Genomic DNA, 13771 nt, shown 5'->3' on the forward strand with positions numbered 1-13771 from the left:
GAATGATCTCTGAAGCATTATTCCCTGATAGCTCAGTTGGTAGAGCACTCGACTGTTAATCGAGTTGTCACAGGTTCGAGCCCTGTTCGGGGAGCCATATGGAGAGGTGTCCGAGTTGGCCGAAGGAGCACGATTGGAAATCGTGTAGGCGCCACAAGCGTCTCGAGGGTTCGAATCCCTCTCTCTCCGCCATAGCAAGGCCCGTTGGTCAAGGGGTTAAGACACCTCCCTTTCACGGAGGTAACAGGGGTTCGAATCCCCTACGGGTCATATCTAACTTCGAAAAAAAAGAAGTTGATTTACACAGCAATTTTATGATAAGATCATAAATGTGTTGTTCGGAGGCTTAGCTCAGCTGGGAGAGCATCTGCCTTACAAGCAGAGGGTCGGGGGTTCGATCCCCTCAGCCTCCACCATATAACTTTTAATAACGACGCGGGGTGGAGCAGCCCGGTAGCTCGTCGGGCTCATAACCCGAAGGCCGCAGGTTCAAATCCTGCCCCCGCAATTATACTTTCTATCAAGAAAGTGATCTGGAACCGTGGTGTAGTTGGCCTAACATGCCTGCCTGTCACGCAGGAGATCGCGGGTTCGAATCCCGTCGGTTCCGCCATTTTAATCTTTACATGAGGAAGCTGTTCACTAAATCTGCTATATGGCACCGAACGCCCTAGATAAAGTGTAACGTTTCAGGATTAAACTTTATTATGGCTCGGTAGCTCAGTCGGTAGAGCAGAGGACTGAAAATCCTCGTGTCGGCGGTTCGATTCCGTCCCGAGCCACCATTTATCACAACTTAATACGCCGGTGTAGCTCAACTGGTAGAGCAACTGACTTGTAATCAGTAGGTTGGGGGTTCAAGTCCTCTCGCCGGCACCACTTATGGAGGATTAGCGAAGTGGCCAAACGCATCAGACTGTAAATCTGCTCCCGTACGGGTTCGGTGGTTCGAATCCATCATCCTCCACCAGTTTTTAGGGGCATAGTTTAAAGGTAGAACAACGGTCTCCAAAACCGTTGGTGTGGGTTCAATTCCTGCTGCCCCTGCCAATTAACTTTTAAGAACATATTGTATTATGGCGATCGTGGCGAAGTGGTTAACGCACCGGTTTGTGGATCCGGCATTCGGGGGTTCAATTCCCCTCGATCGCCCCTTTGTTTTTTTTGGGGATTAGCCAAGCGGTAAGGCAACGGACTTTGACTCCGTCATGCATAGGTTCAAATCCTATATCCCCAGCCATTATGCGGACGTGGCTCAGCGGTAGAGCATCGCCTTGCCAAGGCGAGGGTCGCGGGTTCGATTCCCGTCGTCCGCTCCAAAATATGGCGCCATAGCCAAGTGGTAAGGCACAGCTCTGCAAAAGCTTTATCCCCAGTTCGAATCTGGGTGGCGCCTCCAGTATTTTCATAAAAACTTCATATGCCGGCGTGGCGGAATGGCAGACGCGCTCGACTCAAAATCGAGTGGGAAACCGTGGAGGTTCGAGTCCTCTCGCCGGTATTCAAGCAAGTATGGAAAAGCTCATTAGATGCAAAATCTAATGAGCTTTTTTTATTTGTCGGAATGAAAGGTGACGTGCGGCAATTAAGCAAAGAGGGGCTCCTGAATGGAATTTTGTAGGTCATCACAACACCATTTCATTCCCTGATCTCTGGCACTCGGATTATGGCTTATAGAAGGAGATGGAATTATTTTTGTTTACGTATTGACTCATAACTTTAATCAGTATATTGTGGATATACAAAGTCTCTAATATTACTTCGTTTAATTATGGATATTATAGCTCTTTTAAATTCATATAAAAGATGCTTATCCAAGCAAGATAGTATCCTTTTGCGTGTGAATTTATATTTTATAAAAGAAACGGAGTGAAGCAACGTGTCTGAGGAAAAACATGTATTAAAACATTCTGAAATTTTATTTGATCGATCTGTGTGGGAAGAATCAGTCGACAGCTTCAAAATACAATATGAAGAGTACGGCGTTTGACGCAACAGGAGCATTTGAACGATGGGCTAGAGAATATCACCAACAGTCGTTTACTGACGATGGAAAGAAGCGATCCGATCGCATCACAGGCTGGATAGAAAATCAGGGTGTGAGTTTTGACGGGTTATCCATATTAGACATTGGAGCAGCGTCAGGCATCTTTACGATTCCTTTTGCAACCAAAGGAGCGAACGTTACAGCTGTAGAGCCCTCTGAACTGTTAGTTTCATTAATGAAGGAGACTATTCCTGCATCCCTTACATCCAGTATTGATATCGTTTCAGAGCGGTTCGAGGACATATCGATTCAGGACAAAGGCTGGGAGAAGAAATATGATTTTGCATTTGCATCCATGTGCCCGGCAATGTCGAATTGGGAAACGATTGAACAGGCGATTAGCACTGCCCGAAAGTATGTTTATATTAGTACGATGGCTGGACCGAGAGAACACACACTAATAAATGAGCTTAAAGAGGTACTAGGTGTCTATCCATCATACAACGCCGGAGATATGGGATATATACAACAGCTGCTGTACCTGAAAGATTATTCTTACACCACCTTAATCACTAAAGAAACAAGTTATATGCAGATGTCTGTTGAGGAAGTCGTTGATAAGCTTCAGGAGTGGCTTAGCACGCACGAACTGCCAACGGATGAAGGTTCACTTGCCCTGGCTGAGCAATATATCAGAGACACTTACAAGGATGGTATGGTTACATTCTCACGCGGAGGGAAGTTCGGTAAAATTCTGATTCAATTGGAGCAACAGAACATGAAAGTGGTACGGACCAAGTAACAGTAGACCCATTTCAGCAGGAATCAATTTAGATAAAGTTTTAAAAAGGAAAAGGGAGCAGTATAACTGCTCCCTTTTTGATGGTCAGATATAAGACATCTTATTCTTCGACTAAATAACAAACGTTCTTCTTCTATAAATAGAAATTGATATAACTCTCATACTTCATCCTCCAAAGAGCCGTTATTGCTTCATGTATAGATCAGGCTTATGTTTACGTCCCCTATACTGTCCAGGCGTGATCCCTTCCCATTTTCGAAAAGAACGGATAAAGTTCTGCGGGTTGTTATAACGAAGCCGTGCGGCGATATCCTTGACCGTCAGCTCGCTTTCGTCGAGCCATTTTTTAGCTATACTGAAGCGGTACTTTGTCAGATACTCACTGAATGAACATCCTGTCTCTTTGCGGAACACACTACTTAGGTAGTTGGCATTGTAATGAAGTCTGGATGCGCATTCCTCCAACGTCAGATCCTTATCGTATTCTTGCTGTATGATGGCAATCATTTTCTCGGATATTTGCTGATATTGGGCGTACTGTCTTTCTTTCAAAATGAGAATGATCGGTATGATGATATGTTTGTTAAACCATTGCTCAACCTCAGCTGCATACTGCAGAGCATGAAGTTCATTGAAAATAGACCCATGGCCTTTGGAGATCTGTCCCAGTCGTATACCGGATTCCTGCATCATCTGCAAAATATGTGTTAACAATCGGGTAAGTGCTACCTGATATTCTTCCGGTGTGCATTCCATGCCAAAGAGCACTTTAAGCAACTGATGGAGATGAGAGGAGGCCAGGGCTTCATCGGCATTTTGGATAGCTTGTATCAGCGTATATTCCAGTGATTCGGGATATGGCAGTGTCCAATGGGAAGTACTATTGTCTATCGCCTCAAACTGAAAGATGATGCCTGCTCCCAGTTTCATTCGATGCTTAAGTGCCTCAAAGGCCTCTGTATAAGCTTGTGGTATCTGAAATAGGGAGTTGTGAGGCTGACTGAAGCCAATGCTTACTTGAAGACTAAGGATCACACTGATCTGATGTTGGAGTTGTTCGGTTAACGTGTACAGATGTTGTGAAAAACGAACACGGTCTTGCTCAGAGGTACCGATGATTGTAACGACAGCCTGTTCATATACCACAGGAAGTAACTGTTGTTCTGCATAAATACTCTCCTCCAGTATGTTCTGAACGGCAAACAACAACAGATCCCGATCCTTGGCATGATATTTGGTGTGATTCATAAGATCAGTCTGGATTGCAATGACGGCTATTTGTTGCCACTCTTGAAGCTGTGAACCATAACCATTCTCTCTGAGTGTGTCATGAAGAGTGGACGGTGCATTTTTACCCAGAAGCAGGTTGATTAGAAAATGAGTGCGTATCTGCAACTTATATTGATTTAGTTTGCTTTCAAGCTGGGATTGAGAAGCAGAGAGCTGCGAGACGCCAGCTCTGATTTGCTCGAATTCGTCTATATGAAGTGTAGACTTGGTTGCAAGGCGATCGGGTAAGCGTTTATCACCGAGTTGTGCAAGAAGCTTGCGGATGGGAATATGCATTCGTCTCGAACCTACCCATGAGAGCAACAGTGAGAGCAGTAGCATAGCAACACTGATATACATGGTGTGCAGCCCAATCTGAACATACTCGTGAGTAAGAATATTCGTAGGCGAAATGAGAATATATGTCCACCCTTTTAGAGAAGAATGCGCATAGGACAGCGAGTAACGTGTATCTGCAATACGCACCTCTCGTTGACCTGAAGAGGCAGCGAAACCACGCTTAGATAACAATTCACTAAAGTTGGCCTTCGAATCGTTGTCCCATATTCCTGCTGAAGCTAATGGCTGACCAATATATTCGGGATCGGGGTGGACCATGATGCGTTGTTCACGATTCAAAATGATAAGTCCGGCTGTAGAGCTGTCGGGTGCATCCTCTTCCAGTGGTTTTTGTAGTGAGCATGCGGGAACTCCCGCAATCAGGGCAGCGTCAGAAGAAACATTTACATCGGGTATCGATCTGGCGAGTGCAATATGATAGATACAGCCTGAATTCACCGGGCGCTCATTGTTATTGAAAACAGATGATGGTGTAAGCTGCCAACCGGAAGTGAGGGTGTTGGATAACAAATCTTTCATGGGCAGAGCCATTGGGAAGTCAGTATTCAGGTATAGGCCAGCATGATCGATAAGCCAGTCCTGGGTCTGATTTACAAGCGTAATATCCATCAGAGGTTCCCATGACCTCATATTCTTGAATTCGGTCTGTAACTTCTCAGCAAACAAAGGCCCGGTACCCTGAACAGATGATGATGAAGTTAGCGAATGGAGCGTGTCCGGTGACCGAACGGCCTGATCAAGCATATAGCTTACGGTTGCAAGTTTGTGCTCCACGTTGGTTTGCATTTGGATTAACAGTTGTTTATTGGCTTGAGCACGATGCAGCTCTGATTGTTTTGAAGAATAGATAAAAGCGGCGATTCCCGTCAACAGAATGGGCAGGGTACTTAACAAGATTCCGAAGACTATCATTTTATGTAGATAGCTGAATGATCGCACAGGTCCACTCCTGACTTATGAAGTAGTAACACTTTCTATTTTAGTAAACGCTTACATATAGAACAATCTAAATTTTGTTTATTTGGATAAAAAAGTAATAAAAAACCAAGCGGAAATTAAGATCATGAAATCGTTCAAATTTTAATAGAGGTCGTTTTAGCTTTAATGGAAGGCATAATGGGAAACGTCAGTCGAGGGAGAACGTAGATAAGAGGTATGGAAGTCGTATTCATACGGGGTGAAACGGCTTTGAAGAAGGGTAATAAGGGATATCTAAGGCCTTTATTCGGTATAGTGGCCAATGGTCTGATCAAGGGACAGTCAAAGGTCCAACCCGATCCCCGACCTGAGTCTAGGATGAAAAACCGTCCACGGTCTGTTTTGAAAAGTCGCAATTTCCCCTAGAATAAGGACATAAGGTTAAACAAGAAACAAACGAACAAACACACAAACCAAAATTAACGAACCGAAAGGGTGGTGAACAATAATTATGAGATGGAATAAAGGAAATGGCTGGGCGGTTGTACTTATTGCATTGGGTGCACTCCTCCTCTTCGGAAAGTTAACTCCTCTACTGGGACATTTAATGGGTTATCTAATTCCGATCCTGATGATTGCACTTGGCTACTACGGAGTTAAACGAGGAAATGTACTGCTTGGATGGATTGTTCTCTTCATCGGTATCCTCTCATTGCTGGGTAAACTGGCCTGGCTGATCGGACCGATCATCGCGATTGGGTTAATCATCTTCGGATTCTCCATGTTGAGTAATAATCGCAGTCGTCGTGGCCGTTACTAAGCTTTCACGATTATGATAAGGAGGACAGACAAAATGAGTGTATTTCGTCGAATGCGGGACATTACCGTAGCTAATTTAAACGAACATCTGGAGCAAAGTCAGGATCCAGTCAAACTGATTGATCAGTTTCTGGTCTCGACCCGCCAAGACATCGGTGAAGCCGAGAAGCTTCGTCATCAATATGCAAGCCATACCAGACAAATGAAACAACAAGCGGATCAGGCAGCAGGTATGGTACACAAACGGGAAGAACAAGCTTCCATGGCTCTGAAAGCAGGCGAGGAGCATTTAGCCAAACTTGCTTTGCAGGAGAAAATTCTCCACGAGGAAAAAATGGAGCAATACAATGAATTGTACGCACAAAGCAATGCGGCTTTACAGGAACTGGACGAACAGATCGACCAACTGAAAGTGGAGTATCAAAATGTATACAGCAAACGCCAATATTACTACGCTCGTATGCAGACGATTCAATTGCAGCAAAGAATGAATCAGAGAGGTCACTACAACGGTCAGAATGTACCCCGTATGTTCAACCGGCTGGACGATCAAGTTTCTGATCTCGAATATGAGGCACAAAGTCTCCGGGATTTGCGGCGGATGAGTCAGGATGGGTCAGGTACGTCTGGCACCATGTCATCCTCTACGCTGGACAAAGAACTGGAACGGCTGAAACAAAAGCTTAACAATGACAGAAAGGAGTAGACACATGAATAAACTTTACCGCTCATCGCGTAATCGTATGCTGACAGGTTTGATTGGCGGCATATCTGAAAATCTTGGATTTAGTTCCACGCTGCTGCGTATCATTTTCTTCATCAGTATTTTCGCTACGGGGGGTACATCATTGTTGATCTACTTCATCGCTGCATTGGTAGTGCCAAAAGAACCCTATCACGCTGATCCATACACTTATGGTACTGATCACGTAAGAGGATACAAGTAAAAGAAAGGAGTAAGCACATGAGCAAATTATATCGCTCAACGCGTGACCGGATGTTGACTGGATTATGTGGTGGGATATCCGAGTCGATCGGCATGGATTCAACATTGCTGCGTATCATCTTCGTCATCAGTATCTTCGTAACTGGCGGCACGTCGTTGTTAATCTACTTCATCGCAGCACTGGTGGTACCAAAAGAGCCATATCCACCTTATGATCCATACGGCTATGGTCCGGGCCCTGGTCCTGGCGCTGGTAGAGGATACAACAACTTTGATCACGAGCCGCCAAGAGGTCCTTTCCAAAACAACCATAATCAAGGCCCAGGTAACTTCGGTCCTGGCCCAGGATACAACAGCAGACCTCAGTCTGGTCCACGTTCTTACGACAATAACGCTTACGGAGCAGGGTCACAGCAAGAAAGTGAACTTGATTCCATGATGAAAGATATTGAGAAAAAAGCATTGAAAAAAGAAGTTGAAGAGCTTCGCCAAAAATTATCTCGTTACGAGAAGGGAGAAAAGTAAAATGGGAGTATTTAAACGGATTAAGGATATGACTAAAGCGTCGGTAAATGATATGTTGGATAAAGTGGAAGACCCGATTGTAATGTTGAACCAGTACTTGCGTGACATGGAGGCTGAAATTCATGAGGCAGAGGTAACAGTTGCCAAACAAATGGCGAATGAGCGTCGCATGAAACAGCGTCTGGACGAAGCAGAACGTACATCGGTACAACGTGAGTCTCAGGCAGAGGCTGCACTGGCTAATGGTCAGGAAGAAGTGGCCCGTAAATTGCTGGAAGAGAAAATCTACTTCGATCAAAAAATTACGGAATACAGAGAACTTCATGCTCAATCCGAAGCTCAAGCCAAAGATTTGCTGCAACAGCTGCATGACATGAAAGATGAGTTCTACAAAATGCGTAACAAACGTAATGAACTCGTATCCCGTGCACAAATGGCGAAAGCCAAAAAACAAATGTCCCAAATCAACAGCTTGCACTCCATCGAGAGTGGTGGCGCATCCCTTGGATTCCACCGCATGGAAGAGAAAATCATGCAAATGGAAGCTGAAGCTGATGTGATCCGTGCACCTTATCGTAATACACAATCTACGTACACTAATCCTGTAGATACAGAAAAGCAATTCAAAGTGGATCAACAGCTGCAAGCTCTGAAAAACAAAATCGGCAATGGTGCCAAAAATGAAACGGGCGGTACTTCAAAAGAATAACTGTTCGCTCAGCAGACAATATGATATTCTATAAATCGTGAATAAAGAACGGTTTCTAGAACAAAGGTTAAGCCATACAGGTGTTCAAAGCCTGATATGGCTTTTCCGTCGAATTGGGAAGATCAACTTACAGAGGAGGTGCGGCAGAGATGAATAAGAAGGGTCAATGGCTTGCTGTTGTAATCATTGTCATCGGCATGCTGATGTTACTGAACCGAAGTATTAACCTGCTGACCGTCGCCGCACTGATTCTGTTAACGATAGGTATGGTTCAAGTTCGTAAGGGTGACACACATAAAGGCTATCGATACCTCGGTATCGGTGCCGCTCTGTTGTTGCTTGATAATTTAATGATTGTATTTTTAATTGTACTGGCCTCACTAGCCTATTTTTATTCCAAAAACAAAAAGATTCATCTAGATGGACATGTCATGCGAAAGCAAAATTTCATGGCTCGTTACTATTGGGATCAAGCACCATGGACATTGCGGAGTATGAGCCTATGGCATGCCATGGGTGAGATTAATGCAGATTTGTCACTTTCCCTCCCGGAGGAGAAACAAACGATTGTACTTTTGCAGGGAGTTATGGGGAATGTTCGTCTGATACTGCCTGAAGATTATGGTGTTGAAATTGAGGCATCGGTACTCTTTGGACGGATTAGCCTGAATGGAGAGCAGGATAGTGGCATGATGAACAAATTGGTATGGAGAACTCCTGGATATGAGTCCAGTGAACATAAAGCAAAATTTGTCATTTCTTATATTGTTGGCGACCTAAACATCAGTAATCCGTAATAAGTTAAATAGGTGAAGAAGGAGGAGACCGGATGAAGACAAAACGACATACCGACATGGTAACCCGAAGTATGGGTGAAGGGATCCTCCTTGTTTTCATTGTGCTCATTGTAATCTTGTATGTATTGTATACATATGGTTATCTTGCTCCGTTTGCAGGGTGGAGGCATCTGATTCAATCGGGTCTGGCGTTACTGCTGCTCTTGATCGGTATGGGTGCGGCCTTCGGCTTCTATCAGAGCTACCGGGTCAAACGAAGGCTTGAACTGTTGCGAGAGACACTGTTGCAATGGGAAAAGGGCTCACTCTCACGTACAGTGCCAGACCTTGGTATTGATGATGTCGGCCGATTAAGTGAGCAGCTTGGACGAATCGGCAAAAAGTGGGAAGATCAGGTCTCCTCGCTGCAGAGGCTGTCTACGAATAACGCTCAGCTGGCTGAACAGGCCAGAATAACGGCCATTGTGGAAGAGAGACAGCGCCTGGCACGAGAATTGCATGATGCGGTATCACAGCAGCTGTTCGCCATTTCCATGACCGCGACCGCGGTTGGACGAAGAATGGAAAAGGATTTTGCGCGTGCCCAGCGGCAGGTGGCCCTGATTGAAGAGATGGCGTCGGTAGCTCAGTCCGAGATGCGGGCATTGCTATTGCATTTGCGACCTGTCTATCTGGAGGGTAAACATCTCGAACAAGGTTTGCGTGATCTTGTGATGGAGTTGAAAACAAAAGTACCTATGGACATCGTACTCGAAATGGATGAAGACATTCATTTGATCAAAGGCATTGAGAATCATCTGTTCCGTATTATTCAGGAAGCGATGTCCAATACATTACGTCATGCGAAGGCAGAAAAGATGGAAATTCGGCTTCAGCGCCGGATTGATGCCATTCGGGTACTGATTCGTGATGATGGTCAGGGATTTGATCTCGACGATCAGAAACAGGCCTCCTATGGTTTGACCAATATGCGTGAACGTGTGACTGAAATTGGAGGAGCCATTCAATTTGTAACGGCGCCGGGCAAAGGAACACGAATTGAGATTACAATACCTTTGATGAACGATGAAAGCGAGGAAGAACATGTCAATGGAGACGGGAATAGAAACGGAGACGGAAGCGGAAACGTCGATCAAAGTGTTGCTCGTGGATGATCATGAAATGGTACGTATTGGCCTCGCTGCGGTGCTGGATACCGAAGATGGCATTGAAGTGGTGGGGGAAGCGGGCAGTGGTGAGGAAGGCATTCGGTTGGCACAGGAGTATAAGCCTGATGTTGTCCTGATGGATCTCGTTATGGAAGGAATGGACGGGATTGAAGCCACACGGCAGCTGCTTAAAATGTATCCGGAATGCAAGGTCATTGTGCTGACCAGTTATCTGGATGATGAAAAAATGTATCCGGTTATCGAGGCAGGAGCCTTCAGTTATCTGCTGAAAACATCCAGAGCCAATGAGGTGGCAGATGCAATCCGTGCTGCAGCTCGGGGGCAATCGGTTCTGGAGTCACAAGTGGCGTCCAAAATGATGAATCGTTTCCGACAGCCGCAGGCAGTGGCACCAGCTCATGATGAATTGACTGATCGGGAGATGGATGTACTTCGGTTAGTAGCTAAAGGCAAATCGAATCAGGACATCGCAGATGATCTCATTATCGGGATCAAGACAGTCAAATTTCATGTGACGAACATACTAGCAAAATTGGGCGTGGATGACCGTACACAGGCAGCCATCTATGCTTATAAGAATGGACTTGCGGAATAGAAAAAGAAGCGTGTGAAGGTTGAGGCATGCACTATGATTTTGCTGAGTAGATAAGGTGAAGTTAAGAAATCGGTGGAGCACGATTCGAAAGTTTGTTCTGCCCATAAGATGCTATAAGGTCCGATCAGCCATGAAGATGGTGGATAGGGCTTTTTTTGTGTGCCAAAAAGAAGTTTAGCAAATGAGTAATGGGGGCATGCTGTTGATAGATTCATAGAATGTAAGAAAGAGCGGAGGATTCAAATGTTAAATCGATGGATGACAGCAGGCATACTGGCATTAGCAATTATTATACTTGTAGGCATGACTCATGTGTACGCTGAGAAGACGGAATCCGAAGCAGGCAAGCTGGAACAATTGATGAAGACCGCCGATACAGCAATCGATCATGTGGACCGTCTAGTCATTAAATGGCAAGGTGAAGGCCGTGGAGATGCAAAAGAGCAGGCGGAGTTGCTTGCTCATCAGTTAGGATTGCAACAGCCTGAACGCGGTGTTCAGACGGGGCATGATGTGTATCGTAGTGAGATGGTTGCTGACGCTCAGCATGCAGGCATTCTGGTCAATGTTGTCGTGACGGGGGAAAAGGAATACTACACGATTGTCCAATTAACAGGCAATGAACATACAGACCAACGTTTATTGACCACATTACATGAACAAGTATCCCAGTTGCTCAACGATTCGGGAATGAAAGCAGCATGGAATTTCGCTGTGCAGGGCACAGGTGCAACTGAAGAAAGTGGCAGTCAATTGCAGCAAATCGAGGAACAGCTATCTGGAAATATGAATATGCAAGCGATAGAACGTTATACAGATAACAGCACTGCCAGTGTGTCATATGAGGCATCGGATCTACCCATAGCGATTAAGAGCGGTAAACATCACTTGAACATGCAGCTTGCTGTCCATCAGGATGACGAAAAGGGGACTAATCGAGTTACAGTAGGTTTCCCTGTTATCACGATCGAATATTAATGCAATATTCAAGCAGGTTTATAAGTCTGATCATGAATTTTTATAGATGAAATTTCCATGAATTGTGGAAAAATAGTGATAACATTTCTCAGGAAAATTAGTGCAACCCATGGGGCTTTATGCTAAAATGGCATCACATCCAAGAAGGAAATTTGCTGGTAATTGACGGTTGTATGTTGCGTATATAACACCATTACATAGCTCGGGGAGAGTGTGGAGATATCTTCCCGGAAAGAAAGAGGAGCCCATGGTCGAAAAACAAATGCAAGATGAAGTGCAGACACCAGGTGCAGTATTTTTCATTTTTGGAGCAACGGGTGATTTGGCCCGCCGGAAGCTGTTTCCGGCGATCTACAGTCTCTACCGCGAAGGCAAGTTAGCCGAAGATTTTGCGGTTATTGGTGTAGCGCGTCGTCCGAGGTCACCAGAAGAATTCCGGGAAGACATCTATGAATCCATTAAGGAGTTCTGCCGCTATCCAGCGGGGGAACCCGATGAGTGGAACGCTTTTGTCGAACATTTTGAGTATAAATCACTAGATATCAATAACGTAGACGGTTTCAAAGAATTGCGTGAGCAGACAGAGAGTCTGGAAGCGAAGTTTAACACACCGGGTAACCGTCTGTTCTATCTGGCACTTGCACCTGAGCTCTTTGGCAGCGTGTCATATAGTTTGCGTGATGGTGGAATGTTGGAGAGCCGCGGGTGGAATCGACTTGTGATTGAGAAACCATTTGGATATGATCTGCAATCTGCGGAGCATCTGAATGAGCAGATTCGTGAAGTGTTCCGTGAGGAAGAGATTTATCGGATTGACCACTATCTGGGTAAGGAAATGGTACAGAATATCGAAGTTATTCGCTTTGGTAATGCCTTTTTCGAGCCGCTTTGGAACAATAAACATATTGCCAACGTTCAGATTACTCTGGGAGAGACGGTTGGTGTGGAAGAACGTGGTGGATACTACGATCATTCGGGAGCATTGCGCGATATGGGGCAGAACCATATGCTGCAGATGCTGACGATGATTGCCATGGAGCCGCCAAGCCGTCTATTCCCAGAGGATATCCGGGATGAGAAGGTTAAGGTACTGCGTTCTCTGCGTGCATTTACCTCTAATGAAGAAGTAAGCACAAACGTTGTGCGCGGGCAGTATACGGAAGGGGAGTATCGTGGCAAGCAGCTTCCCGGTTATCGCCAGGAGGACAAGGTTGAACCGGAATCCAATACGGAGACTTATTTTGCCGCACGTGTATTTGTAGATAATTTCCGCTGGGCGGGTGTGCCGTTCTATATTCGGACAGGCAAGCGCCTTCCGGTGAAAACGACCGAGATTGTAGTTGAATTCAAATCCATGCCGAGTAACGTTTATCTGGGCAAAAAGTATAAACTGGAGCCGAATTTGCTCGTCATTCGGGTAAACCCGATGGAAGGCATTTATATTAAAATAAATGCCAAAAAGCCGGGTTCAGACTCCGAAATTCAGCCGCTGGCGATGGATTTCTGTCAGAGCTGCATGATTGGAATCAACTCGCCGGAGGCGTATGAACGATTGCTGCATGATGCAGCAGAAGGAGACTCCACTTACTTTACCCGTTGGGACGAAGTGGCTACAGCATGGTCCTTCGTTGACCGGATTGCGGCGGCTTGGGCGGAAAATCACGGAGAGCTGCACACGTATCCAGCAGGTACGTGGGGGCCGGAAGCAACAGGTAAGCTGCTGGAGCAGGATGGGTTTCACTGGTGGCCGGTGAACGGTCAGGACGAGGACAGTGTCATCTGGCAAGTGAACAATTAATCGCGGGAAGTATCACTTATGAGTGGCAGCGATTTTGATTAGAGCGAAATCATATTATTGGTGAGAAGACTAACACTGTTACAAATAAGGCTTGGGAAG

At 45.4% G+C, this 13771-nt stretch carries 12 protein-coding genes and 15 tRNA genes; 26 read left to right on the forward strand and 1 reads right to left on the reverse strand.

The genetic code is table 11. The features are described from left to right. The first annotated feature begins 21 nt into the window (after window positions 1-21). The 16 genes from ACR1R9_RS01035 (at window position 22) to ACR1R9_RS01110 (ending at window position 2789) form a co-directional block, all read left to right on the forward strand. Window positions 22-97, forward strand: a tRNA-Asn gene (locus tag ACR1R9_RS01035). A 3-nt stretch (window positions 98-100) separates the two neighbouring features. Next, window positions 101-192 (forward strand) — tRNA-Ser (locus ACR1R9_RS01040). Window positions 193-198: 6 nt separating this feature from the next. Beyond that, window positions 199-270: transfer RNA gene (locus tag ACR1R9_RS01045), tRNA-Glu, on the forward strand. Window positions 271-340: 70 nt separating this feature from the next. Next, window positions 341-416: transfer RNA gene (locus ACR1R9_RS01050), tRNA-Val, on the forward strand. An 18-nt stretch (window positions 417-434) separates the two neighbouring features. Then, window positions 435-508 (forward strand) — tRNA-Met (locus ACR1R9_RS01055). A gap of 27 nt (window positions 509-535) precedes the next feature. Continuing rightward, window positions 536-613, forward strand: a tRNA-Asp gene (locus ACR1R9_RS01060). A gap of 96 nt (window positions 614-709) precedes the next feature. After that, window positions 710-785: transfer RNA gene (locus ACR1R9_RS01065), tRNA-Phe, on the forward strand. A gap of 18 nt (window positions 786-803) precedes the next feature. Further along, window positions 804-879, forward strand: a tRNA-Thr gene (locus tag ACR1R9_RS01070). A 5-nt stretch (window positions 880-884) separates the two neighbouring features. After that, a tRNA-Tyr gene (locus ACR1R9_RS01075) sits at window positions 885-970 on the forward strand. A gap of 6 nt (window positions 971-976) precedes the next feature. Continuing rightward, a tRNA-Trp gene (locus tag ACR1R9_RS01080) sits at window positions 977-1050 on the forward strand. 29 nt (window positions 1051-1079) lie between these two features. Next, window positions 1080-1152, forward strand: a tRNA-His gene (locus tag ACR1R9_RS01085). 13 nt (window positions 1153-1165) lie between these two features. Then, window positions 1166-1240 (forward strand) — tRNA-Gln (locus tag ACR1R9_RS01090). Between the two features lie 4 nt (window positions 1241-1244). Further along, window positions 1245-1319 (forward strand) — tRNA-Gly (locus ACR1R9_RS01095). A gap of 6 nt (window positions 1320-1325) precedes the next feature. Continuing rightward, window positions 1326-1399: transfer RNA gene (locus ACR1R9_RS01100), tRNA-Cys, on the forward strand. Between the two features lie 23 nt (window positions 1400-1422). Next, window positions 1423-1501, forward strand: a tRNA-Leu gene (locus tag ACR1R9_RS01105). Between the two features lie 469 nt (window positions 1502-1970). Further along, on the forward strand, window positions 1971-2789 hold the full coding sequence (locus ACR1R9_RS01110) for a class I SAM-dependent methyltransferase (RefSeq protein ID WP_433921905.1): 819 nt from the start codon (window positions 1971-1973) through the stop codon (window positions 2787-2789). Window positions 2790-2972: 183 nt separating this feature from the next. Here ACR1R9_RS01110 and ACR1R9_RS01115 read toward each other — a convergent pair whose 3' ends face one another. After that, on the reverse strand, window positions 2973-5330 hold the full coding sequence (locus ACR1R9_RS01115; RefSeq protein WP_433921904.1) for a helix-turn-helix domain-containing protein: 2358 nt from the start codon (window positions 5328-5330) through the stop codon (window positions 2973-2975). A gap of 517 nt (window positions 5331-5847) precedes the next feature. Here ACR1R9_RS01115 and ACR1R9_RS01120 point away from each other — a divergent pair. From ACR1R9_RS01120 to zwf, 10 genes are all read left to right on the forward strand, one after another. Next, a complete protein-coding gene (locus tag ACR1R9_RS01120; protein WP_062324034.1) occupies window positions 5848-6156 on the forward strand; it encodes a LiaF transmembrane domain-containing protein in 309 nt (102 codons plus the stop codon). Window positions 6157-6189: 33 nt separating this feature from the next. Further along, complete coding sequence (locus ACR1R9_RS01125; protein WP_063566170.1) at window positions 6190-6861, forward strand: PspA/IM30 family protein; 672 nt, start codon at window positions 6190-6192, stop codon at window positions 6859-6861. Window positions 6862-6865: 4 nt separating this feature from the next. Beyond that, on the forward strand, window positions 6866-7102 hold the full coding sequence (locus ACR1R9_RS01130; RefSeq protein WP_433921903.1) for a PspC domain-containing protein: 237 nt from the start codon (window positions 6866-6868) through the stop codon (window positions 7100-7102). A 17-nt stretch (window positions 7103-7119) separates the two neighbouring features. Beyond that, entirely contained in the window at window positions 7120-7626 is a 507-nt protein-coding gene (locus tag ACR1R9_RS01135; RefSeq protein WP_063566168.1) for a PspC domain-containing protein, read from the forward strand. Between the two features lies 1 nt (window position 7627). Beyond that, window positions 7628-8335, forward strand: coding sequence for a PspA/IM30 family protein (locus ACR1R9_RS01140; RefSeq protein ID WP_024634152.1), 708 nt, complete (start codon window positions 7628-7630; stop codon window positions 8333-8335). A gap of 149 nt (window positions 8336-8484) precedes the next feature. Continuing rightward, window positions 8485-9132: a cell wall-active antibiotics response protein LiaF gene (liaF, locus tag ACR1R9_RS01145; protein WP_076290952.1), complete on the forward strand. Its 648-nt coding sequence runs from the start codon at window positions 8485-8487 to the stop codon at window positions 9130-9132. Window positions 9133-9164: 32 nt separating this feature from the next. Further along, complete coding sequence (locus ACR1R9_RS01150; RefSeq protein WP_433921902.1) at window positions 9165-10286, forward strand: sensor histidine kinase; 1122 nt, start codon at window positions 9165-9167, stop codon at window positions 10284-10286. Continuing rightward, entirely contained in the window at window positions 10222-10896 is a 675-nt protein-coding gene (locus ACR1R9_RS01155; protein ID WP_090904561.1) for a response regulator transcription factor, read from the forward strand. Before ACR1R9_RS01150 ends, ACR1R9_RS01155 begins: the two co-directional genes overlap by 65 nt. Window positions 10897-11139: 243 nt before the next feature. Beyond that, window positions 11140-11874, forward strand: coding sequence for a YwmB family TATA-box binding protein (locus tag ACR1R9_RS01160; protein WP_433921901.1), 735 nt, complete (start codon window positions 11140-11142; stop codon window positions 11872-11874). Window positions 11875-12121: 247 nt separating this feature from the next. Next, window positions 12122-13672 carry a glucose-6-phosphate dehydrogenase gene (gene zwf / locus ACR1R9_RS01165; protein ID WP_433921900.1) on the forward strand — a complete coding sequence of 517 codons (1551 nt, stop codon included), beginning with the start codon at window positions 12122-12124 and terminating at the stop codon, window positions 13670-13672. Window positions 13673-13771: the final 99 nt, after the last annotated feature.

It is taken from the genome of Paenibacillus taichungensis, from assembly GCF_050994985.1.
In the GTDB taxonomy this organism is placed as follows: domain Bacteria; phylum Bacillota; class Bacilli; order Paenibacillales; family Paenibacillaceae; genus Paenibacillus; species Paenibacillus taichungensis.